22 protein-coding genes and 3 tRNA genes are annotated in these 21,143 nt (G+C 54.8%); 9 read left to right on the plus strand and 16 right to left on the minus strand.

Going from position 1 to position 21,143, the window contains the following annotated elements:
* Window positions 1-37 precede the first annotated feature (37 nt).
* From deoD to deoC, 4 genes are all read right to left on the minus strand, one after another.
* On the minus strand, window positions 38-760 hold the full coding sequence (deoD, locus tag LJA86_RS15965; protein WP_045907741.1) for a purine-nucleoside phosphorylase: 723 nt from the start codon (window positions 758-760) through the stop codon (window positions 38-40).
* 103 nt (window positions 761-863) lie between these two features.
* Complete coding sequence (gene deoB / locus LJA86_RS15970; protein ID WP_014882457.1) at window positions 864-2,087, minus strand: phosphopentomutase; 1,224 nt, start codon at window positions 2,085-2,087, stop codon at window positions 864-866.
* Between the two features lie 53 nt (window positions 2,088-2,140).
* Window positions 2,141-3,463: a thymidine phosphorylase gene (gene deoA, locus LJA86_RS15975; protein WP_024908263.1), complete on the minus strand. Its 1,323-nt coding sequence runs from the start codon at window positions 3,461-3,463 to the stop codon at window positions 2,141-2,143.
* Window positions 3,464-3,571: 108 nt separating this feature from the next.
* The gene (gene deoC, locus LJA86_RS15980) at window positions 3,572-4,351 is read right to left on the minus strand and encodes a deoxyribose-phosphate aldolase (RefSeq protein ID WP_003856543.1); all 780 of its coding nucleotides are present in this window, start codon (window positions 4,349-4,351) and stop codon (window positions 3,572-3,574) included.
* A 262-nt stretch (window positions 4,352-4,613) separates the two neighbouring features.
* On the opposite strand from deoC, the gene LJA86_RS15985 reads away from it, so the two are divergent.
* Window positions 4,614-6,161, plus strand: coding sequence for a YjjI family glycine radical enzyme (locus LJA86_RS15985; RefSeq protein ID WP_229226403.1), 1,548 nt, complete (start codon window positions 4,614-4,616; stop codon window positions 6,159-6,161).
* Window positions 6,136-6,996 carry a YjjW family glycine radical enzyme activase gene (locus LJA86_RS15990; protein WP_229226404.1) on the plus strand — a complete coding sequence of 287 codons (861 nt, stop codon included), beginning with the start codon at window positions 6,136-6,138 and terminating at the stop codon, window positions 6,994-6,996. Before LJA86_RS15985 ends, LJA86_RS15990 begins: the two co-directional genes overlap by 26 nt.
* Here the strand turns inward: LJA86_RS15990 and LJA86_RS15995 are convergent.
* The 8 genes from LJA86_RS15995 to LJA86_RS16030 all read right to left on the minus strand — a co-directional run bounded on the left by LJA86_RS15995 (window position 6,991) and on the right by LJA86_RS16030 (window position 13,353).
* The gene (locus tag LJA86_RS15995) at window positions 6,991-7,773 is read right to left on the minus strand and encodes a TatD family hydrolase (protein WP_229226405.1); all 783 of its coding nucleotides are present in this window, start codon (window positions 7,771-7,773) and stop codon (window positions 6,991-6,993) included. The two genes, LJA86_RS15990 and LJA86_RS15995, sit on opposite strands and share 6 nt — an antisense overlap.
* Complete coding sequence (locus tag LJA86_RS16000; protein WP_008502074.1) at window positions 7,770-8,822, minus strand: patatin-like phospholipase family protein; 1,053 nt, start codon at window positions 8,820-8,822, stop codon at window positions 7,770-7,772. The genes LJA86_RS15995 and LJA86_RS16000 overlap by 4 nt, the downstream gene beginning before the upstream one ends.
* A 120-nt stretch (window positions 8,823-8,942) precedes the next feature.
* A complete protein-coding gene (locus LJA86_RS16005; protein WP_003856556.1) occupies window positions 8,943-9,104 on the minus strand; it encodes a DUF1328 domain-containing protein in 162 nt (53 codons plus the stop codon).
* 127 nt (window positions 9,105-9,231) lie between these two features.
* The gene (osmY, locus tag LJA86_RS16010; RefSeq protein WP_008502075.1) at window positions 9,232-9,849 is read right to left on the minus strand and encodes a molecular chaperone OsmY; all 618 of its coding nucleotides are present in this window, start codon (window positions 9,847-9,849) and stop codon (window positions 9,232-9,234) included.
* 299 nt (window positions 9,850-10,148) lie between these two features.
* The gene (prfC, locus tag LJA86_RS16015) at window positions 10,149-11,738 is read right to left on the minus strand and encodes a peptide chain release factor 3 (protein WP_008502076.1); all 1,590 of its coding nucleotides are present in this window, start codon (window positions 11,736-11,738) and stop codon (window positions 10,149-10,151) included.
* 91 nt (window positions 11,739-11,829) lie between these two features.
* Window positions 11,830-12,507 carry a pyrimidine 5'-nucleotidase gene (yjjG, locus tag LJA86_RS16020; RefSeq protein WP_045907737.1) on the minus strand — a complete coding sequence of 226 codons (678 nt, stop codon included), beginning with the start codon at window positions 12,505-12,507 and terminating at the stop codon, window positions 11,830-11,832.
* A 20-nt stretch (window positions 12,508-12,527) separates the two neighbouring features.
* The gene (rimI, locus tag LJA86_RS16025) at window positions 12,528-12,971 is read right to left on the minus strand and encodes a ribosomal protein S18-alanine N-acetyltransferase (RefSeq protein ID WP_008502078.1); all 444 of its coding nucleotides are present in this window, start codon (window positions 12,969-12,971) and stop codon (window positions 12,528-12,530) included.
* Window positions 12,940-13,353, minus strand: a complete 414-nt coding sequence (locus LJA86_RS16030; RefSeq protein WP_045907736.1) for a DNA polymerase III subunit psi — start codon at window positions 13,351-13,353, stop codon at window positions 12,940-12,942. Before LJA86_RS16030 ends, rimI begins: the two co-directional genes overlap by 32 nt.
* Before the next feature lie 102 nt (window positions 13,354-13,455).
* Between LJA86_RS16030 and rsmC the strand changes: the two genes are divergently transcribed.
* The 4 genes from rsmC to LJA86_RS16050 all read left to right on the plus strand — a co-directional run bounded on the left by rsmC (window position 13,456) and on the right by LJA86_RS16050 (window position 14,986).
* Window positions 13,456-14,484, plus strand: coding sequence for a 16S rRNA (guanine(1207)-N(2))-methyltransferase RsmC (rsmC, locus tag LJA86_RS16035; RefSeq protein WP_039265277.1), 1,029 nt, complete (start codon window positions 13,456-13,458; stop codon window positions 14,482-14,484).
* A 172-nt stretch (window positions 14,485-14,656) separates the two neighbouring features.
* Window positions 14,657-14,743: transfer RNA gene (locus LJA86_RS16040), tRNA-Leu, on the plus strand.
* A 28-nt stretch (window positions 14,744-14,771) separates the two neighbouring features.
* Window positions 14,772-14,858: transfer RNA gene (locus LJA86_RS16045), tRNA-Leu, on the plus strand.
* Window positions 14,859-14,900: 42 nt separating this feature from the next.
* Window positions 14,901-14,986 (plus strand) — tRNA-Leu (locus tag LJA86_RS16050).
* A gap of 38 nt (window positions 14,987-15,024) precedes the next feature.
* Here LJA86_RS16050 and LJA86_RS16055 read toward each other — a convergent pair.
* Window positions 15,025-15,294: a DUF1435 domain-containing protein gene (locus LJA86_RS16055; protein ID WP_229226406.1), complete on the minus strand. Its 270-nt coding sequence runs from the start codon at window positions 15,292-15,294 to the stop codon at window positions 15,025-15,027.
* Window positions 15,295-15,509: 215 nt separating this feature from the next.
* Here LJA86_RS16055 and LJA86_RS16060 point away from each other — a divergent pair, with 215 nt between their 5' ends.
* Window positions 15,510-16,574, plus strand: coding sequence for a GGDEF domain-containing protein (locus LJA86_RS16060; protein WP_045907733.1), 1,065 nt, complete (start codon window positions 15,510-15,512; stop codon window positions 16,572-16,574).
* Between the two features lie 95 nt (window positions 16,575-16,669).
* Complete coding sequence (gene fhuF / locus LJA86_RS16065; RefSeq protein ID WP_048225555.1) at window positions 16,670-17,458, plus strand: siderophore-iron reductase FhuF; 789 nt, start codon at window positions 16,670-16,672, stop codon at window positions 17,456-17,458.
* Between the two features lie 83 nt (window positions 17,459-17,541).
* Here fhuF and LJA86_RS16070 read toward each other — a convergent pair whose 3' ends face one another.
* Window positions 17,542-18,888, minus strand: coding sequence for a PTS sugar transporter subunit IIC (locus LJA86_RS16070; RefSeq protein WP_045907731.1), 1,347 nt, complete (start codon window positions 18,886-18,888; stop codon window positions 17,542-17,544).
* A gap of 328 nt (window positions 18,889-19,216) precedes the next feature.
* Here LJA86_RS16070 and LJA86_RS16075 point away from each other — a divergent pair, with 328 nt between their 5' ends.
* Window positions 19,217-19,675, plus strand: coding sequence for a YbaK/EbsC family protein (locus tag LJA86_RS16075; protein ID WP_008502085.1), 459 nt, complete (start codon window positions 19,217-19,219; stop codon window positions 19,673-19,675).
* Window positions 19,676-19,712: 37 nt separating this feature from the next.
* Here the strand turns inward: LJA86_RS16075 and bglJ are convergent, their stop codons facing one another.
* A complete protein-coding gene (gene bglJ / locus LJA86_RS16080) occupies window positions 19,713-20,348 on the minus strand; it encodes a DNA-binding transcriptional activator BglJ (protein ID WP_063620702.1) in 636 nt (211 codons plus the stop codon).
* Window positions 20,345-21,082 (minus strand): helix-turn-helix transcriptional regulator, encoded by a 738-nt coding sequence (locus LJA86_RS16085; RefSeq protein ID WP_229226407.1) that lies wholly within the window; start codon window positions 21,080-21,082, stop codon window positions 20,345-20,347. Before LJA86_RS16085 ends, bglJ begins: the two co-directional genes overlap by 4 nt.
* Window positions 21,083-21,143 lie beyond the last annotated feature (61 nt).

Genomic DNA, 21,143 nt, shown 5'->3' on the forward strand with positions numbered 1-21,143 from the left:
AAAATGCCGGGCAGCGAATGCCGCCCGGCAGACAACATTACGCTTTATCGCCCAGCAGAACGGATTCCAGCGCGATTTTGATCATGTCGTTGAAGGTGGTCTGACGCTCAGCGGCAGTGGTCTGCTCATGAGTACGGATATGGTCGGACACGGTGCAGATGGTCAGCGCTTTCGCACCAAACTCAGCCGCAACGCCGTAGATGCCCGCCGCTTCCATTTCCACGCCCAGAATGCCGTATTTTTCCATCACGTCGAACATCTCGCCGCCGTCTGGTGCATAGAACAGATCGGCAGAGAAGAGGTTACCCACGCGCGCGTCAACGCCAAGCGCTTTTGCCGCGTCAACCGCGTCACGCACCATGCCGAAGTCAGCGATTGCCGCGAAGTCATGGTCTTTGAAACGCATGCGGTTTACTTTGGAATCGGTGCAGGCACCCATGCCGATAACCACGTCGCGCAGCTTAACGTCCATACGCACCGCGCCACAGGAGCCCACGCGGATGATTTTCTTCACGCCGAAGTCGGTGATCAGCTCTTTGGTGTAGATAGAGCAGGATGGGATACCCATACCGTGACCCATGACGGAGATTTTGCGGCCTTTATAGGTACCGGTGAAGCCCAGCATGCCGCGTACGTTATTCACTTCACGCACGTCTTCGAGGAAGGTTTCTGCAATGTGCTTCGCGCGCAGCGGGTCGCCCGGCATCAACACGACGTCAGCGAAATCACCCATTTCTGCATTAATGTGAGGAGTTGCCATCTTCAGTTCCTTTTACATTGTTGTTTTTGCCGGGTGGCGGCTACGCCTTACCCGGCCTACAAAACCGTAGGCCCGGTAAGCGAAGCGCCACCGGGCAATGACATCAGAACATGGCCTTGCCATATTCCATGTCAGACGTACCAAAATATTTCGCCAGGGTCTGGCCGATGTCCGCGAAGGTTTCACGGTGACCCAGCGAGCCCGGCTTCACTTTCGGGCCGTACACCAGCACCGGAATGTGCTCGCGGGTGTGGTCGGTACCGGTCCAGGTTGGGTCACAGCCGTGGTCCGCGGTCAGGATCAGAATGTCATCTTCACCCACCAGCTCCATCAGCTCCGGCAGACGGCGGTCGAACAGCTCAAGACCCGCAGCATAACCCGCGACGTCGCGACGGTGACCCCAGGAGGAGTCGAAGTCCACGAAGTTGGTGAAGACAATGGTCTTGTCGCCCGCTTCTTTCATCTCTTTGATGGTGGCATCGAAAAGCGCATCGAGACCGGTCGCTTTGACCTTTTTGGTAATACCGCAGTTAGCGTAGATATCCGCGATTTTACCCACGGACACCACGTGACCGTCTTTCTCATCGACCAGCTTCTGCAGCACGGTTGGCGCCGGCGGCTCAACGGCCAGATCGTGACGGTTACCGGTACGCTGGAAGTTACCCGCTTTGTCACCAATAAACGGACGCGCGATCACGCGGCCAATGTTGTAGCCGCCTTCGGTCAGCTCTTCGCGGGCGATTTCACACAGCTCGTAGAGTTTATCCAGGCCAAACGTCTCTTCGTGGCAGGCAATCTGGAACACGGAGTCAGCAGAAGTGTAGAAAATCGGCTTGCCGGTTTTCATGTGCTCTTCGCCGAGCTGGTCCAGAATCACGGTACCGGAAGAGTGGCAGTTGCCGAGGTAACCCGGCAGGTTGGCACGCTTCACCAGCTTATCGAGCAGCTCCTGCGGGAAGCTGTTCTCGTGATCGGAGAAGTAACCCCAGTCGAACAGCACCGGCACACCGGCGATTTCCCAGTGGCCAGACGGGGTGTCTTTACCGGAGGAGAGCTCGTGCGCCCAGGCATAGGCGCCCACGACTTCCGCGTTACCGTCCATACCGGCTGCGATTTTACCGGTAGAGCCTTCATGCGCTTTCACCAGCCCGAGGCGGGTCAGGTTAGGTAGAGTCAGAGGGCCTTTACGACCGTTGTCCGCTTCGCCTTTCGCACAGGCTTCCGCGATGTGACCCATGGTATCGGAACCCACGTCACCAAAACGTTCTGCATCTTCGGTTGCGCCGATGCCGAATGAGTCCAGCACCATAATAAATGCACGTTTCATAATTGTTCTCCGTACGTAGTGCTTCAAAAATTATCGATCAGATCAGTATACCGCTATTCGGTGATACGGCGATAGACAGTCGGTGTGGTTTCCGGTGCTTTATCGTCAAGCGTGATGGCCGCTTTCACCGCTTTCGCCGCTTCCTGCCAGCTGGCTTCGTCTTTGGCGTGGATCACCGCCAGCGGACGTTGGCCGTCAACGCTGTCGCCCAGACGGGCCATATCGGTAAAGCCGACGCTGTAATCAATGGTGTCTGAGGCCTGACGACGGCCGCCGCCCATTGAGACCACTGCCATGCCGAGGGCACGGGTGTCCATGGCGGAGACAAACCCTTCGCTATCGGCATACACCGCTTTGCTGAGCGTCGCGGTTGGCAGGTACTTCGCGTAATTTTCGACGAAATCGGTCGGGCCTTTTTGCGCCGCGACCATGCGGCCGAAGATCTCCGCCGCTTTGCCGTTGTCCAGCACCGCCTGCAGCTTCGCGCGGGCGTCGGCGTCGTCTTTGGCGAGCTTGCCGGAGATTAACATCTCCACGCACAGCGCCATGGTGACGTCGAACAGACGCGGGTTACGGTATTCCCCGGTGAGGAACTGGACGGCTTCACGCACTTCGACGGCGTTACCGGCGCTGGAAGCCAGCACCTGGTTCATATCGGTGAGCAGTGCGGTAGTGCGCACGCCTGCGCCGTTGGAGACGCCAACGATCGCTTCGGCCAGCGCCTCAGAGAGTTCATAGGTTGGCATAAACGCGCCGCTGCCTACCTTCACGTCCATCACCAGCGCGTCCAGCCCTTCTGCCAGCTTCTTCGCCAGGATAGAGGCGGTGATCAGCGGGATGGAGTCAACGGTCGCGGTGATGTCGCGGGTCGCGTAGAAACGCTTGTCTGCCGGAGCAAGAGAGCTGGTCTGGCCGATAATCGCCACACCAACGTCTTTAATAATGTCGCGGAAGCGGTTGTCATCCGGGAAGATATCGAAGCCCGGAATGGCTTCCAGTTTGTCGAGCGTACCGCCAGTGTGGCCCAGGCCGCGCCCGGAGATCATCGGGATGTAACCGCCACAGGCTGCCACCATTGGGCCGAGCATCAGGGAGGTCACGTCACCCACGCCGCCGGTGGAGTGTTTATCCACAATCGGGCCGTTAAGGTTGAGGCTTTTCCAGTCCAGAACGGTTCCTGAATCTCGCATCGCCATGGTCAGCGACACGCGCTCAGGCATCGACATATCGTGGAAGAAAATGGTCATCGCCAGAGCCGCAATCTGCCCTTCTGAGACGGTGTTATCACGAATGCCGTTGATGAAGAAGCGGATCTCTTCGTCGCTTAATGCATGACCATCACGTTTTTTACGAATAATTTCTTGTGCGAGAAACACGGTAACCTCCATGCGGAATCGGGGGAATTGTGGCGGGTGGCGCTACGCTTACCCGCCCTACGATCCTGTAGGCCGGATAAGCGAAGCGTCATCCGGCATTGTTGGCAATCAGTAGCTGCTTGCGCTCTTACCGTCGCCGTGACCCAGCGCCTTCAGCAGGCTGGCCAGCAGGCTGGACGCACCGAAGCGGTAGTGACGGGAATCGGCCCAGTCGGCGCCGAACAGTTCGTCGGCAATCGCCAGGAACTGCTGCGCGTCTTCGGCGGTACGCACGCCGCCCGCAGGTTTGAAGCCTACGGTTTTGGACACGCCCATGTCGCGGATCACTTCCATCATGATGCGCGCGCTTTCCGGGGTCGCATTTACCGGCACTTTACCGGTAGAGGTTTTAATGAAATCCGCACCGGCTTTGATGGAGATTTCAGAGGCTTTACGAATCAGCGCCTCTTCTTTCAGCTCGCCGGTTTCGATGATCACTTTCAGCAGCACGTTGGCCGCCGCACACGCGTCTTTACAGGCTTTAACCAGGTCAAAACCGACCTGCTCGTTACCGGCGATCAGCGCGCGGTAAGGGAACACCACGTCAACTTCGTCTGCACCGTATGCAATCGCCGCACGGGTTTCTGCCAGCGCAATCTCGATATCGTCGTTGCCGTGCGGGAAGTTAGTCACGGTTGCAATGCGCACGTCCGGGGTGCCCTGCTCTTTCAGCGTCTTACGGGCAATCGGGATAAAGCGCGGGTAGATACAAACGGCTGCGGTATTACCCACTGGCGTTTTCGCCTGATGGCACAGGGCGATGACTTTCTCATTGGTGTCGTCATCATTCAGGGTAGTCAGGTCCATCAGTTTCAACGCGCGCAGGCTGCTTGCAGTTAAATCGGTCATAACAATCTCCAACGGCAGTGCCGTATAAATTTTACCTTGCGGGTCTGTGAGTATTCTAACATCCACCCGCATCCACACTTCGACATTCATCACAGTTAATGAAAACTGCGTACAAATTTGCATTACTGTAATGAGATCTTCTTCAAACTTTAGTGCGCAAATTGCCGACTAAAGCAGCAATACCCCCTGTGGGATCAAAAGCGCCAACAGGCAGGCTTTCTACAATCCGTTCATCATCCGCAGAACATTCAAGGAAGCGAATATGCCCCACTCCAGCCCCGACGCCCTGCAGCAACGTTGCCAGCAGATTGTGACAAGCCCGGTGTTAACCCCAGAACAAAAACGTCATTTTCTGGCGCTGGAAGCGGAAAACAACCTGCCGTATCCGGCACTTCCTGAAGCTGCGCGCGCCGCGCTGGACGAGGGGTTTATCTGTGACATGTTCGAAGGCCATGCGCCTTACAAACCCCGTTACGTTCTGCCGGATTACGCAAAATTTCTGGCTAACGGTTCAGAATGGCTGGAGCTGGAAGGGGCAAAAGATCTCGACGATGCCCTCTCGCTGTTAACCATCCTCTACCATCATGTTCCGTCCGTCACATCGATGCCGGTCTATCTCGGCCAGCTTGATGCGCTGCTGCAACCGTATGTTAGAATTCTAACACAAGAAGAAATCAATAGCCGAATAAAACGTTTCTGGCGCTATCTTGACCGTACGCTGCCGGATGCCTTTATGCATGCCAATATCGGGCCGGAAGATACGCCCATCACCCGTGCCATTCTGCGTGCCGATGCAGAGCTGAAGCAGGTCGCGCCGAACCTGACCTTTATTTATGATCCAGAGATCACCCCGGATGATTTACTGCTTGAGGTGGCGAAAAACATATGTGAATGCAGCAAACCGCATATTTCTAATGGCCCGGTGAATGATAAAATTTTCACAAAAGGCCGTTATGGCGTGGTGAGCTGTTACAACTCCCTGCCTCTGGCTGGCGGTGGCAGCACCCTGGTGCGTCTCAATCTCAAGGCCATCGCCGAACACAGCACGTCAAGTGAAGACTTCTTCAGCCGCGCCCTTCCGCACTACTGCCAGCAGCAAATGGCCATCATTGATGCCCGCTGCGATTTCCTGTATCAACAATCCGGCTTCTTTGAGAATAGCTTCCTGGTGAAAGAGGGGCTGATTGATGCCGATCGGTTTGTGCCGATGTTTGGCATGTACGGTCTGGCAGAAGCGGTAAACGTGCTCTGTGAGAAAGCAGGCATCGCGGGACGTTACGGCAAAGATGAGCAGGCCAACGCGCTGGGCTATCGCATCAGCGAACAGCTTGCGGCGTTTGTCGAAAGCACGCCGGTGAAAAACGGCTGGAAGCAGCGCGCGATGCTTCATGCGCAGTCGGGGATCAGCTCCGATTCGGGCACCACGCCGGGCGCGCGCCTGCCCTACGGTGACGAGCCGGATCCCATCAGCCACCTGCTGGCGGTGGCCCCCCATCACAAGCACTACTCTTCCGGGATAAGCGATATCCTGACGCTGGATGAAACGGTAAAACGCAACCCGCAGGCGGTGGTTCAGCTGTGCCTGGGCGCGTTCAGGGCGGGTATGCGCGAGTTTACCGCCAACGTCGCGGGTAACGATCTGGTGCGCGTCACCGGGTATATGGTGCGGCTATCGGATCTGGAGAAATACCGGGAAGCAGGGTCGAGAACGAACACCACGTGGCTGGGGGAAGAAGCCGCACGCAATACCCGCATTCTGGAACGTCAGCCGCGCGTGATTAGCCATGAACAGCAGATGCGCTTTAGTTAGTCAGGTCATTCCTTTTTCCTGCGTGGACGGGCCGGGCAGCCGCCTGGCCCTGTTCCTGCAGGGTTGCAACCTGCGCTGTAAAACCTGCCACAACCCGTGGACGATCGGCCGCTGCAACGACTGCGGGGACTGCGTGCCCCACTGCCCGCACGACGCGCTGACCATTCAGGCCGGGCGCGTCTGGTGGCAGGAGAACGACTGCCAGCAGTGCGACACCTGCCTGCACCTGTGCCAGCAGCAGGCGACGCCCATGGCGCAGCGCCTGAGCGTGGAGGAGATCCTCACCCAGGTCCGCAAATCCGCACCGTTTATCGAAGGGATCACCGTAAGCGGCGGGGAGGCCACAACGCAATTGCCGTTTTTAGTGACGCTGTTCACCGCGATCAAAGCCGATCCCGCCCTGAATCATCTGACCTGCCTGGTCGACAGCAACGGTTTGTTAAGCGAAACCGGCTGGCAAAAGCTGCTGCCGGTACTGGATGGCGCGATGCTGGACCTGAAAGCATGGGGGAACGAACACCACCGCTTCCTGACCGGACGCGACAATCAGCAGATCAAGCAGAGTATCCGCTGGCTGGCAGAACGCCACCGTTTAACGGAGCTCCGCTTGCTGGTCATTCCGGGGCAGTGTGATTACCTGGAACATCTGAAGCCGCTGACGGCGTTTATCCACGGGCTGGGAAACGTGCCGGTACGCCTTAACGCGTTTCATGCGCATGGCGTGTACGGTGAGGCGGCGTCGTGGCGTAGCGCCACGCCCGAGGACGTTGAACCGCTGGCGCGGGCGCTGGAAAAACAGAGGATAACGGTGATCCGCCCGGCGCTTTATCTATAGCGTGATGCCAAATACCGAACGCGTATTTTCCAGCAGCGCATCGGCAATTACCTCTTCCGGCTCCTGTCGCAGTTCACACAGGGTGGTGAACACGCGCGCCGCCTGTTCCGGGCGATTCGGCTGTCCCTGAAAACCGTTCAGCGGCATGTCCGGCGCATCGGTTTCCAGCAGAAGCGCCGACAGCGGCAGCTGTGCCATCACGTCACGGGTTTTACTGGCGCGCGGATAGGTGATGGTGCCACCCACACCAATTTTGTAGCCTAGTTCAATGAAACGCTGCGCCTGCTGCAGGCTGCCGGAGAAACCGTGTACGACGCCCCTGCGCGGCAAATCGATGCGCTTCAGGTGCATTGCCAGCTTATCGTGCGTACGTCTTGAATGAAGGATCACCGGCAGATCGTGACGCTTCGCCAGCCTGAGCTGCGCGTCGAGGATCGTCTGCTGGCGCTCAAAATGCGGATCCTCGCGATAAAGATCGAGGCCGATCTCCCCGATGGCGACAAGCTTGTCCTCTGCGGTCTGCAGGATCTCATCAAGTCTCTCAATGTGCTCATCACGATGCCGCTCAATCACGATCGGATGCAGGCCGAGCGCCGCATAGAGCACGGGGTGCTGTGCAGCAAGATCCAGCACCCGGGAAAAGTAAGCCGCTTCCACTGACGGCACAATAATGGCCTGAACGCCTGCGTTAGCCGCTTTCGCAATACTGTGTTCTTCATCTCCCGTAAACGGTGGGAAATCAAAGTGGCAATGGGTATCGACAAAGCGGTGCGTCACGCCAGATCCTCGTTATCCAGTAAAGCGTCATTCGCCTGCGGAATGTCCACCAGGGGCACCGTCAGAGCGTCGTTGGCGACAATCGCAGGCGGCGTAATAATGCGTTTATGGCGATGAAGCGGCGGTTGCTCCGCCAGCATTTTCCCCACCGTCGCCAGGAAGTAGCGTCCACACAGCCGCCCCGTTTTGTAATCCATGCGCAGCGCAGGGACGCGGCTGCCCAGCGCCATGCTCAGCAGCGGCTTAGGCGGATAAATTTCAAAAATACGCAGCTTACCCGGCGGCTTTTCAATGAAACGCTGCATCGCGCCGTAGGTGGTTTCATGCTGCTTCGCGATGTTCACCAGCGGCTGCAGGCTGCTGTCGCCCAGCCAGCGCTCCATCCGCTTAAACCACTGTGGGGTGTAATACATTTGCGACGGTACGGTACGGATCACCACAATGGTTTTCGCCCCGCGACGGGCGGCTTCCTGCACCGGCACGGCGTCACTGATCCCGCCGTCCAGATAGCTAATGCCGTCCAGCAGCGCACCGGTACGATAAAAACCGGGAATGGCGCTGGAGGCGCGGATAATGTCCAGCCAGTTCTCCTTCTGCGGAGAAAAATAGCCCGGCGAATAGTCATCCCCCCGGCTGGCGCACATCCAGAATTCTTTACCGCTATCAAACAGGCGGGCCGCGGTGTCCATGGCCAGCGGCATCTGGCTGGAAGTTGATTCCAGCAGCCAGTCGAGGTCGATCAGGTTACCGCCGCGCACAAAGCGCACCGGATTAAAAAATTCTTTCGCCGTGGTGTAGCGCATGATGACCTTTCGCGCGTAGCCGGGCTGGTTACAGACATAGGCAGAGAGATTCTGCGCCCCGGCAGACGTGCCGAAGTACAGGTCAAACGGGTTGAACTGCGCGCGCATAAATTCGTCCAGCACGCCAGCGGTAAAAATGCCGCGCTGTCCGCCACCCTCGCAGACCAGCGCGAGTTGACCTGCGCGAAACGGTTTTAACGTCAGCGGCGCAATATTGCCGAGCGTAACGGGAATTCGTTGCCCCACCTCTGCTTTCCTGTTTTGATTATTTTATAACACCACAGTAACGCACCCGACCTGTTACGCAAATAAGAAAAAGCCAGTCACAGTGACTGGCTTTATTTTGTTGAAGGAATATTGCGTTTGCTACGGACGTCGACGCCCCGTAAACAGGCTGACCAGGAACAGAATAATACCGACAACGAAGACAATTTTAGCTGCCCATGCCGCTGTACCTGCCAGTCCACCAAAGCCCAATGCGGCGGCAATTAACGCGATAACCAGAAATATAATGCCCCAACGAAACATAAGCTTCTCCTTTACCATAGTTAATGTCGGCCGCTAAACGTGAGCGCTCAGGTCACTCACCGGCGTTTTTCCAGAGTCGTTCTTATATCGCCCGCAGGTTTTAGCCAGACGGGCGAATGGTCCAGATTTACTTCGTTTTCAGATCGTTTTTAACGCTTTTCACACCATCAATCGCTTTCGCAATGGACTCGGCACGTTCACTTTGCGCCTGCGAATCTACCGTACCGGAAAGCTGAACCACACCATCGGTGGTTTCCACTTTCACCTTACGGGACGGCACGATGTCATCTGCTAAAAGTTTAGCTTTGATTTCGCTGGTGGTGGCTGCATCACCGGCATAACCTTTCACCGACGCATTTTTGCCGTCACGGACATGCAGCTTATCGCTGACGGAGGCAACGCCTTCGACGCCTTTCGCCACTTTCACCGCCTGTTCTGCCTGAGCCTGGCTTTCAACAAAGCCGCTCAGCGTGACCACTTTTTTGTCGGTCTTAACGGAAATATCGGTGCTCTTGATGGCTTCATCATCCACCAGTGCGGCTTTCACTTTTGCTGTGATAGAGCTGTCATCCATGAAATTGCCGACTTTATTCATAGAGCTATCGATTTTTTGCCCTGCGCTGTCAGCCGTGGATTGTGCTTTATCCATGGTGCTGCTTTCCGCCAGGGCGGAGCCGCTCACCAGAACGCTACCCAGTGTTACAGCCAGCAGAGTTTTAGAAATCTTCAGTCTTGTCATATTCATCGATCTATTCCTGTGTTGACCCGTTATTCGGGCTACGTACTTCCTTAGTAGTGATATATATTGCGAATAAACACGCGGGCAAAATGGATAACCTAAAGCCATGCATTGAACAGTTAATTTATCCACACCCGGTGTTAAACACTGAGTTAAATATAGATCACTCTCACAGAGCCGCTTTCAGAATTGGGTAAAAAATGGGCGAATAGCGTGAAATTGCGTTGAATTAAGAACATTCCGCAAGGGATTAATAAGACAGGAATAAAAGAAGAGCACGGCTGCTGCCGTGCTCTGAGAGGGGATTAGTGCTCGCGGGTTTTACGGAACTGAACGTCCGGATAACGTTCCTGCGTCAGGTTCAGGTTGACCATCGTTGGCGCGATATAGGTCAGGTTATCGCCGCCATCCAGCGCCAGCTGAACTTCATTCTTACGCTTAAATTCTTCGAATTTCTTCACGTCAGAACACTCAACCCAGCGCGCGGTCGCGACGTTCACCGATTCGTAAATCGCTTCTACGTTGTATTCGCTCTTCAGGCGCGCAACGACCACGTCAAACTGCAGCACGCCGACCGCACCAACGATCAGATCGTTGTTCGCAATCGGGCGGAAGACCTGCACGGCGCCCTCTTCGGAGAGCTGAACCAGGCCTTTCAGCAGCTGTTTCTGCTTAAGCGGATCGCGCAGACGAATGCGACGGAACAGTTCCGGTGCGAAGTTCGGAATACCGGTGAACTTCATCATTTCACCCTGCGTGAAAGTGTCGCCGATCTGGATGGTGCCGTGGTTGTGCAGACCGATGATGTCGCCCGGATAGGCTTCTTCAACGTGCGAACGGTCACCCGCCATAAAGGTCAGCGCGTCGGAGATGACAACGTCTTTCCCGATACGCACCTGACGCAGCTTCATGCCCTTTTCATATTTACCGGACACCACGCGCATAAAGGCCACGCGGTCACGGTGTTTCGGATCCATGTTGGCCTGAATCTTAAACACGAAGCCGGTGAACTTCTCTTCTTTCGCTTCCACTTCACGGGTGTCGGTTTTGCGCGGCATCGGCTGCGGCGCCCACTCCACCAGACCGTCGAGCATGTGGTCAACGCCGAAGTTACCCAGTGCGGTACCGAAGAAGACCGGGGTAATTTCGCCGCTCAGGAACAGCTCTTTGTCGAATTCGTGAGACGCGCCCTTGACCAGCTCCAGCTCGTCGCGCAGCTGCGCGGCCAGCTCTTCCCCGACCGCCGCGTCCAGATCCGGGTTGTCCAGACCTTTAACAATGCGCACTTCCTGAATGGTGTGGCCTTTACCGGTCTGATACAGGTAGGTTTCGTCTTTATAGAGGTGATAGACGCCTTTGAACAGCTTACCGCAGCCAATCGGCCAGGTGATTGGCGCACAGGCGATCTTCAGCTCGTTTTCCACTTCATCCATCAGCTCCATCGGATCGCGGATGTCACGGTCGAGTTTGTTCATAAAGGTGAGGATCGGCGTATCGCGCAGACGGGTCACTTCCATCAGCTTACGGGTACGATCTTCTACACCTTTCGCGGCGTCGATCACCATCAGACAGCAGTCCACCGCCGTCAGGGTACGGTAGGTATCTTCGGAGAAGTCTTCGTGGCCCGGGGTGTCCAGCAGGTTCACCAGGCAGTCGTGATACGGGAACTGCATCACGGAGGTGGTAATCGAAATACCACGCTGTTTTTCCATCTCCATCCAGTCGGATTTTGCATGCTGGCTGGAGCCACGGCCTTTAACGGTACCCGCAGTCTGGATCGCCTGTCCGAACAGCAACACCTTCTCAGTGATGGTCGTTTTACCGGCATCGGGGTGCGAGATAATGGCAAAAGTGCGGCGCTTGGCCACCTCTTGCAGATAAGGAGACAACGTCATAATTAAATCTTCTTTTATAAGCGCGGCAGCACGCCACGCATCATGGAATACAAAATTGCGGCTATTTTACCCATCAACGGGGGGCAGGCAATCATTGTTTACACAGGAGTTGCTCCAGTTCGTTCAACGACGTCACGGTCCAGGTCGGCTCGATGCCGTCAGGCTTCTCACGGCCATGCGCATTGAGCCACACGGTCGACAGACCGGCCTTCATGCCGCCCAGAATATCCGACTCTGCCGTATCCCCCACCATCAGGACACGATCGCGGTCGGGATTGCCGGCCTGCGCCAGCGCGTAGTCGAAAATTCGCGGATCTGGCTTCGGCACGCCAACCTCTTCCGAGATCACCAGCGCGTCAAAATGATCGCGCAGGCCGGTACGCTCAAGGCGGATCTGCTGCAGGGCGGTAAAACCGTTGGTGATGATCCCCAGTTTCACCTTACCTTTCAACGCATTCAGCAGGGAAACCGCGCCCGGCAGCGGCGCACAGATATCGGCCATGGCGTTAAGGAAAGCCTCGTTCAGCGTTCCCGGACTGACCTTTAAGCGTTCCGCCCAGACGTCAAAGCGCTGGTGCTGAAGCTGTAACGCGGTGATGGCACCGTTCTGGTAATCCACCCACAGCGGTTTGTTGACCGCCTGATAGTCCTGAAAATCTTCAGCGGTGAAGGTTACGCTATAGTCGAGAAACATCCGCTGCAGGCCGCCGAACGAGTCGAACGTAAATAGCGTTTCGTCGGCATCAAAGAAAATCCAGTCCCATTTCATCGTTACAACCTTATTTTTTATTATCCAATCGGCAGAGCCATTATGATGGCGTCTTCACGTCCCTCTGCGGTGGGGTAGTAGTTACGGCGGATTGTCGCCTCGTTAAAGCCTAAGCTTTCATAGAGCGCGATGGCGGCGACATTCGACGCGCGCACCTCCAGCCACAGGGTGAAAACGTCACGGGTTTCGAGCTCACGGATGAGGTGCTCAAGCAGTTCTCTTCCCAGCCCACGGCGCTGAAACGCGGGATCAACCGCGATATTAAACAGCGTCGCCTCATCAAGAACAACCTGCGTGATCGCGAAAGCGGCCATGGTGCCGTCAACGTCCAGGCGGTAGTTCAGATACCGTTCGCCCTGATTGCTGGCGAAGGTTTTTTCGCTCCACGGAAACGCGTGGGCGCGTGTTTCAATCGCGAACGCTGTGGACAGGTCAGGCGTCGTGAGGGAAGAAATCGTGTTCATATTCGCAGATTTGTTGCCATAGCGCGCTGCGCGCTTTTGGGTTGGCTTTCAGTTCGTCCAGCGCTGGCGAGCAGATCTGGCTCCCCTGAAGAGAGATCTCATTCGCCTCTCCGATACGCCAGCTGTTACAGCGACTATCAGGAGGCAGCATCGCGACACGCTCTGGCGTCAGCGGTAAAACCTGGTCGGCCGTCAGCTTCAGGCTGCGAAGGACATCATCGATCAGGGGGTCATTCAGGGCAGGCAGTTCTTCCGCCACCATCACCAGACGAACGTGCGCCGGGATGGAGATGGCGATTTCGCCCTGCAACGCCGTCGGGCGACGCAAAGCCCACTGGGTGATGCCCAGTTGCTGCAACTGCCAGTCTCGTCGGGATGTCATAGGGAAAACTCCTGTCTCTCAGGCGCGCAAATATAGCAAATGTGTCGAAAGTGCGCCATCTACCTACTATAATCCCCGCCTGAGTTTATTGAGGAACAATTCATGTCTGCATTTACCCCGGCAAGTGAAGTCTTGCTGCGTCACAGTGATGATTTCGAAGAAAGCCGTATTCTGTTTGCCGGAGATATGCAGGATGACCTGCCCGCGCGTTTCGACTGTGCTGAAAGCCGTGCCCACACCCAATACTACCACCACTGGCAGGTGCTGAGCCGCCAGATGGGCGAGCGCGCGCGCTTTAGCCTGGTGGCAGAGCAGAGCGATATCGCCGACTGCGATACGCTGATCTACTACTGGCCGAAGAATAAACCGGAAGCCCAGTTCCAGCTGATGAACCTGCTCTCCCTGCTGCCGGTCGGCTGCGATATTTTCGTGGTCGGTGAAAACCGCAGCGGCGTGCGTAGCGCGGAACAGCTGCTGGAAGGCTATGCGCCGCTGAACAAAGTTGACAGCGCTCGCCGCTGTGGTCTGTACCATGGCCGTCTGGAAAAACAGACAACGTTTGATGCACAGGCATACTGGGATGAGTACCAGCTTGACGGCCTGACCATCAAAACGCTGCCGGGCGTGTTCAGCCGCGATGCGCTGGATACGGGCAGCAAGCTGCTGCTTTCAACTCTGACGCCGCACACCAAAGGCAAAGTGCTGGACGTGGGCTGCGGCGCGGGCGTGCTCTCTACCGTGCTTGCCAGCCATTCGCCAAAAGTGCGCTTAACCCTGTGTGACGTGAGCGCCCCGGCGGTTGAAGCCAGCCGCGCAACGCTTGCCGCAAACGGCATTGAAGGCGAGGTGATTGCCAGCAACGTCTTCTCCGACATCACCGGTCGCTTCGACATGATCATCTCTAACCCGCCGTTCCACGACGGTATGGAGACCAGCCTGGAAGCAGCACAAACGCTGATCCGTGGTGCTGTCCGTCACCTCAACAGCGGCGGTGAGCTGCGTATCGTCGCGAACGCCTTCCTGGCGTACCCGAAAGTGCTGGATGAAACCTTTGGCTTCCACGAAGTTATCGCCCAGACGGGTCGCTTTAAGGTCTACCGCACCGTGATGACGCGTCAGGCCAAAAAGTAATCGCCTCCCCTGTAGGCCGGATACGCGAAAGCGCCATCCGGCTATACAGGGCGCGTCCATCGGCCATTTTTCCATCAATCAAGGCATCACGCGCACTTTTCTGTTGACGTAAAGCTGAAAACATCTAGAATGCGCCTCCGTGGTTACGATACTTTTACAGTATCGATGGTATGCGAAGGTGGCGGAATTGGTAGACGCGCTAGCTTCAGGTGTTAGTGTCCTTACGGATGTGGGGGTTCGAGTCCCCCCCCTCGCACCATAAATCACGATGATATTGCTCGCACTGGGCGAAGGTGGCGGAATTGGTAGACGCGCTAGCTTCAGGTGTTAGTGTCCTTACGGATGTGGGGGTTCGAGTCCCCCCCCTCGCACCAACGAGGCGATATCAACATAGCAATAAAGAGTAAGATGACTGTGCGAAGGTGGCGGAATTGGTAGACGCGCTAGCTTCAGGTGTTAGTGTCCTTAGGATGTGGGGGTTCGAGTCCCCCCCCTCGCACCAATTATCTTACAACCCCTGTGAATATCTTCTTTTCCCTGTTATTTCAAAGTCATCAGTATCACCAGAATTCCGCTGACCAGCGCGACACACGATGGCAGTAAAACAAAGTGACGCAGTTGCTTATGCCAGATCATGCCTGACGTGACTAACAGTCCTGACACAATGATGGCTTTCCAGGTATCAAGAGAGAGATCGGCAAACGTCAAACCGCCGAGAATAGCTCCCGGTAGCAATACCCCCCAACCGCTGCCCAGCGCCCTGTTCAACATGATCTGCCCTCTTTCAACGATAATGATAACCAATATCATATGACAGAGATTATCATTTGTCAGCTGAATGAATCAAAATCCATCGACCTTTACCTTTCCCGTAATGACAGGAATTGCCTAAGGTGATAAATTGCGCACCTGTTAACAACGTCTAAAGATTTTCTGATAATTACTCTTTGCGCTTTTTGCATATTTTATTGCGAAACGAAATCTATTTATTTGTTTTAATTAAATTTTAATAAAAACACACGACTATGACATCACAATCCTGGCGGTCTTTGGTTCACAGAAAATATCAATTATCGTTACGTTTATTTTTATTTCTGAACGCAACCTCGGCAGTGTTCTCGGTAACAAACCCGCTCAATTCTGTACGCCTGTTTTCCGCCCCTCTGATTGCTATTTTCTCCATCAGTACCGGCCTGTTCATCTGGCACTGGAGAAAGCGCGCGCGGAAGATAAATATTCCTGTCGTTTCAGGGATCTTCGGTATTTTGTGGGCCTGGCAAATTGTCTCCAAATTCGCCTTAATTACCCACGATCATGCGACGTATTTGTTAATCGCGCTTTTAACGGTGCTTTTTATCGGCACGCTGGCGTTCGCCAGTAATATCAAAGCCTTTACGCTGCATTCACTGCCCACCTTTATTGTCTGCCTGTGGTTAAGCGATCACGATATATGGCTGAGAATGACCTATTCTTTCGCACTTCCTGTGGTGGCAATTGCTATTCATAACATTTTGCAAAGACGCAACGACCGTTTCGCTCAGGAGCTGCTCTCTCGCCTTCTGGAAGAACGAGAAACCCTTACCGATCTCAGCATGATGGACCCGCTTACCGGGCTCTATAATCGTCGCGGTCTGCAAAGCCGTCTGGAGAATCTGCCCACGGTAGAAAATGGCGAGCATTTTGTTCTGCTGATGGATATCGACCACTTCAAAGCCTATAACGACCATTACGGCCATATGATGGGCGACCAGGCGCTGAAGCGCGTCTCTGCAGCAATCCGCGATGCCGTGCGTTCTCGCGATATTGTGGCGCGTTTTGGTGGGGAAGAGTTTATGGTGCTGCTGACCAACATTTCACTCGAACACGCCCGCCAGACGGCCGAGCGGATCCGTCAGAAAGTCTATGATTTGAAAATCCCGCATCTGTTTAACGAAAGCGTCGCGACAAACGTCACCATCAGCATTGGTATCGCCATTTTCGAGGATGAAGACGTGGAAGGCGCGCTGGAAAAAGCGGACAAAGCCCTCTATGAAGCAAAGCATATGGGACGCAATAACATTCTGTTAAGTGAAGAGATTCAGACGGCGTAGACATAACGACGATGTTACCCGGACAAAAGTCTTGCCATTGGTATGAGCAATAGTTAGGATTGGCAATCATTATCATTTAGATTTCTATCTATACTATGGCCACGCATACTGCCCACATCGTCGAACCTCTCCTCTGGCGAGCGCCGCTCACCAGCGGGAATGCTTCGCTTGCAGATGCGATACGGGACAAAATTGCGGAAACGCGCGCCCACCTGCTGGACTTTATCCGGCTTGATGAAGCGCCCCCGTCCCACGCGATGACGCTCTCAGAGTGGCGACAGCCGTCAAAGCTGCAATCGCTGCTGGCCACCTATTCCGACCATATCTATCGCAATCAACCCACCCTTACGCGGGAAAATAAACCCCTGCTCTCTCTCTGGGCGCAGTGGTATATCGGGTTGATGGTGCCGCCGCTCATGCTGGCGCTGTTAACACAGAAGAGCATGCTGGAACTCTCGCCGGATAATTTCCATGTTGAGTTTCACGAAACCGGACGTGCTGCCTGCTTCTGGATTGATCTCCACGAAGACCATAGCGCTGAACGCCTGACGGCTCAGGAACGTATGGAGCAGCTCATCACCCAGACTCTGATCCCGGTGGTGGAAGCGCTGGAAGCGACGGGAGAGATTAACGGGAAGCTTATCTGGAGCAATACGGGCTATTTAATCCACTGGTATTTAACGGAAATGAAGCCGCTGCTCGGTGATGAGAACGTTGAGGCCCTGCGTCAGTCCTGTTTCTTTGCCAGGCAGCTTTCCGATGGCCGTGACAACCCGCTATTCCGCACCGTTGTACTCCGTGACGGGCTTCTGGTTCGCCGCACCTGCTGCCAGCGTTATCGCCTGCCGGACGTTAAGCAGTGTGGGGATTGCACGCTGAAGTAGAGCAGTGAATTGCCCGGTGGCGCTTCGCTTACCAGGCCTACAAAAACAAAAAACGGCAACCTGCGTTGCCGTTTTGTTTTTACCTATGCCACCTGTTGATTGTCCTCTTCCGCGCTACGCTGCGCTTCTTCCGCTTCCTGCTCCAGCAGCTGCTTCTCATACACTTTGAAGAACGGGAAGTAGATGATCGCCGATACGCAGGCCAGAACCACAACCAGAATAGCCGCGCGGAAGTCCCAGCCCAGGGCCCACGCTGCCCCTATCGGCGCCGGTGCCGTCCAGGGAACGACCGAGATGACGCGCCCAATCAAATCAAATGTCATCGCCGCCCACGCCAGCACAGCGTTGACCATCGGTGCCAGCAGGAACGGAATAAAGAACACCGGATTCATTACAATCGGTGTACCGAAAATAACCGGCTCGTTGATGTTAAAGAAGCTGGGAACCACACTCAAACGGCCAATAGAGCGTAAATGCGCTGAACGACTACGCAGATAGCAAATCACCAGCCCCATCGTGGCTCCCGACCCGCCAATCACGATAAAGAACGTCCAGAACGCCTCCATGAAGATATGCGGCAGAGGCTGGCTGGCGGCCAGTGCCGTCTGGTTAGCGCCCAGGTTAGTCAGCCAGAACATCTGCAACATTCCGGAGACGATGGCAGCGCCGTGGATCCCGGCGAACCACAGCAGATGACCAATCAACACGGCCAGCAGGATCGCAGGCAGAGAATCCGCCGCGGAAACCAGAGGTTTAAAGACCGACATAATAGCCTGCGGGATCAGCATGCCGAACTGAGACTGAATCACCAGGCTCAGAGGATAGAGGGTCACCACCACCACCAGCACCGGGATCAGCAGATCAAAAGAGTTTTTGATCATCGGCGGGACCTGGTCCGGCAGGCGAATGCCGATGTTATGCGCTTTGAGGAAACGCATCATCTCAACGCAGTAAATCGCCACCAGAATCGCGGTAAAAATGCCCGTTCCCCCCAGACTGTCGACAGGGAGCGTGCCTTTGGTTTTGGGTGCCGCGACCAACAGAAAGGCCATCAGCGACAGCATGGCGCACATAAACGGGTCCAGCTGATGAGATTTGACGTAGTGTTTGCCAAGGTTATAGGCAATCGCCGCACAGATATAAATGGACATAATGCCCATTGTCATATCAAACGGCGTCAGGATTTGGCCCTCAAACTGCTTCGCCATATCCAGCCAGGCGCGGGCGAAACCCCAGGTGGTATCAGGCGAAAAAGGTGGGTAAGCGAACACTAACAAAAACGAACCCACAATCATAAATGGCATCGCGGAGATGAACCCGTCACGAATAGCCATAACATGACGCTGGGACGAGATCCGCCCGGCTATCGGGCTGACGTAATTTTCGACGAAACGGAATATCAGGTTAAACGCAGCATGGTTGGCAGACATGGCAGATCTCCTGTCAGACGTTTGTTACGGGCACATACGCGCCGCACGTTGTTCCATACATCAGCTTCACAACCTTGCTGGCTTGCCAACCAGCGGTACTGCTCAGACGAAATGGTTTCATATTTGGCTCTTATTATTGGATACAGGGGACGTTACGTACTCAGTATTAATCTACGCTTCCCGCTCTGCAACCGGTTACTGTAACCGGTTTCTGTGATTGTGAAGAGGATCCAGAAATCAGCCGTTTGGGATATTTGTTACTTAAGAGATATTTACAGAGCATAATTTCTTATGACAGATTACGCAGGATATTTGTCAGGAGGAAACAATGAGTTTGCAGTCTGTACAGCAGTTTTTTGCCGACAACGCGCCGGATATAGACGTTATTGAGCTTAGTCAAAGTACTGCTACCGTTGCGTTGGCTGCTGCCGCCCATCGTGTCGAGCCGGGACAAATCGCCAAGACCCTGTCACTCAAGGTTAAAAATGAGGTGATTCTGGTCGTGGCGAAAGGCGATGCGCGTCTGGATAACAAAAAGCTGAAAGACACGTTTGGTGCGAAAGCGCGCATGCTCAGCAGTGATGAAGTAGTGACCATCACCGGTCATCCCGTTGGCGGCGTGTGCCCGTTCGGGCTGGAAAACCCGCTCGCGGTATATTGCGATATCTCTTTAAAGCAGTACGCCGAAGTGCTGCCTGCCGCAGGCGCAATTCACAGCGCTGTGCGCATTTCACCTGACAGAATGGCAGAGCTGACTTCCGCAAAATGGGTGGATGTCTGTATCTGATTGACGCGCCAGAGCGTATCTGGCGCGCAAAAACGGTTTATAAAAAGGTGGGCGTGAGGAGAGTCAAACATTGCGGCTCTCTTGCAGGAAGATGCGTAATAATATCTGCCGCATCAAGTAACCCTACGTCTGAATTCACGCCCAGTTTCACCATCGCATTGAACTTATGTGCCCGGATGGTCTTAATATTCCGTTCAAGATGTGCCGCGATTTCAGGGATGGAATACCCGCAGGACATATAACGCAATATTGCCCGTTCTGTGGGACTCAGCATCCTGTTTTGGCTCCGGTACCAGTGATTCAGCATATTGTCATTGATACGCAGCGTTTCGCTCAGCAACTCCACGAGTTCCTTCTGCAGATGCTCAAGCGTCACCGATTTACTGACGACACCGTGCAGGCGTGATGGAGAAAGATGACTAATTAGCCGTGCTTCCATCTCGTCAGAAACCAAAATGATGCGCTGGATATGGCCGTGCGTAAACGCAAGGTCCCGCAGGTGCGCCAGGCAGTTACGGCGCTCCTCTCGCGCATCGGAAAGGGAATAGATCAGCGAGAAAAAATTAACGTGACGAAGTGCATTCTTAAAGCTGTCAAATTCACTAAACAGGTGTAGTTGGTAATGGCTCAGGCCGGGCATCGCAAAAAGATGCTGTAGCCCGACAGCCGTCATCGTGCAACTTTCGATGATGGCGATATGTCTTGTTGAATCGGTTTTTTCCATTCCTCGAACTCTCCATAGGCTGACAACAAACTCAGCTCTCTCATTCCCTGTGTACTGTTGATCCAGGCGTACATATCCGCATTGCTGCGTAATGAAAGCCGTCGCATCGCACTGTTTTTCTGCGCACTGATGGTTTTATTGCTCTTCTTAAGCAATGTGGCGATTTGGTTAATCCCCCATCCTTTCCCTAACAGACGCAGGACCTTACGTTCGGAGTGCGTAAGCGCGATAATGTGTTCGTTTTCATCCTCCGTGCCCTGAGGCTCCGGGGTTAATAACGTCTGGCTTATCCGCTCTGCCCGCTCACTCCCTGCCCGAATCGCGTTAACCACGCCTTCAATGGGTTCCATATCAGAAAGCAACGTACTTTCCGGGCGCATAAGTAACTCAACCGCAATAGGGTAAAGCGGACGCGAGACTAAAAAGATCCAGTGAATGTCCCGGTATTGATTCAATAAACTGTAATATTCTTCAAGCGCACCCCGAGGATTCCTGTATTCGCCTGAAATATCGGCAATAATGACGTCCGCGCGGCGTAGCTGGAGCAGCGTTAATTCCTGCAATGAGCGGCAATAGCTCAATTCAAAATCGGGGAAATGACGTGCCATCACGCCCCCTAACCCGTTTTGCATCACGGGCATCCGGCTAATGACAACGCCATGCTTACCATGCAATGACAACATAGACCCTCCGTGTCCATTTTTCATTTGATGAGTAACGTTAAAACACATCAACGTATGACTA

The sequence above is a fragment of the Enterobacter sp. TCD1-1 genome (assembly GCF_020567405.1).
Lineage (GTDB): Bacteria > Pseudomonadota > Gammaproteobacteria > Enterobacterales > Enterobacteriaceae > Enterobacter > Enterobacter quasiroggenkampii.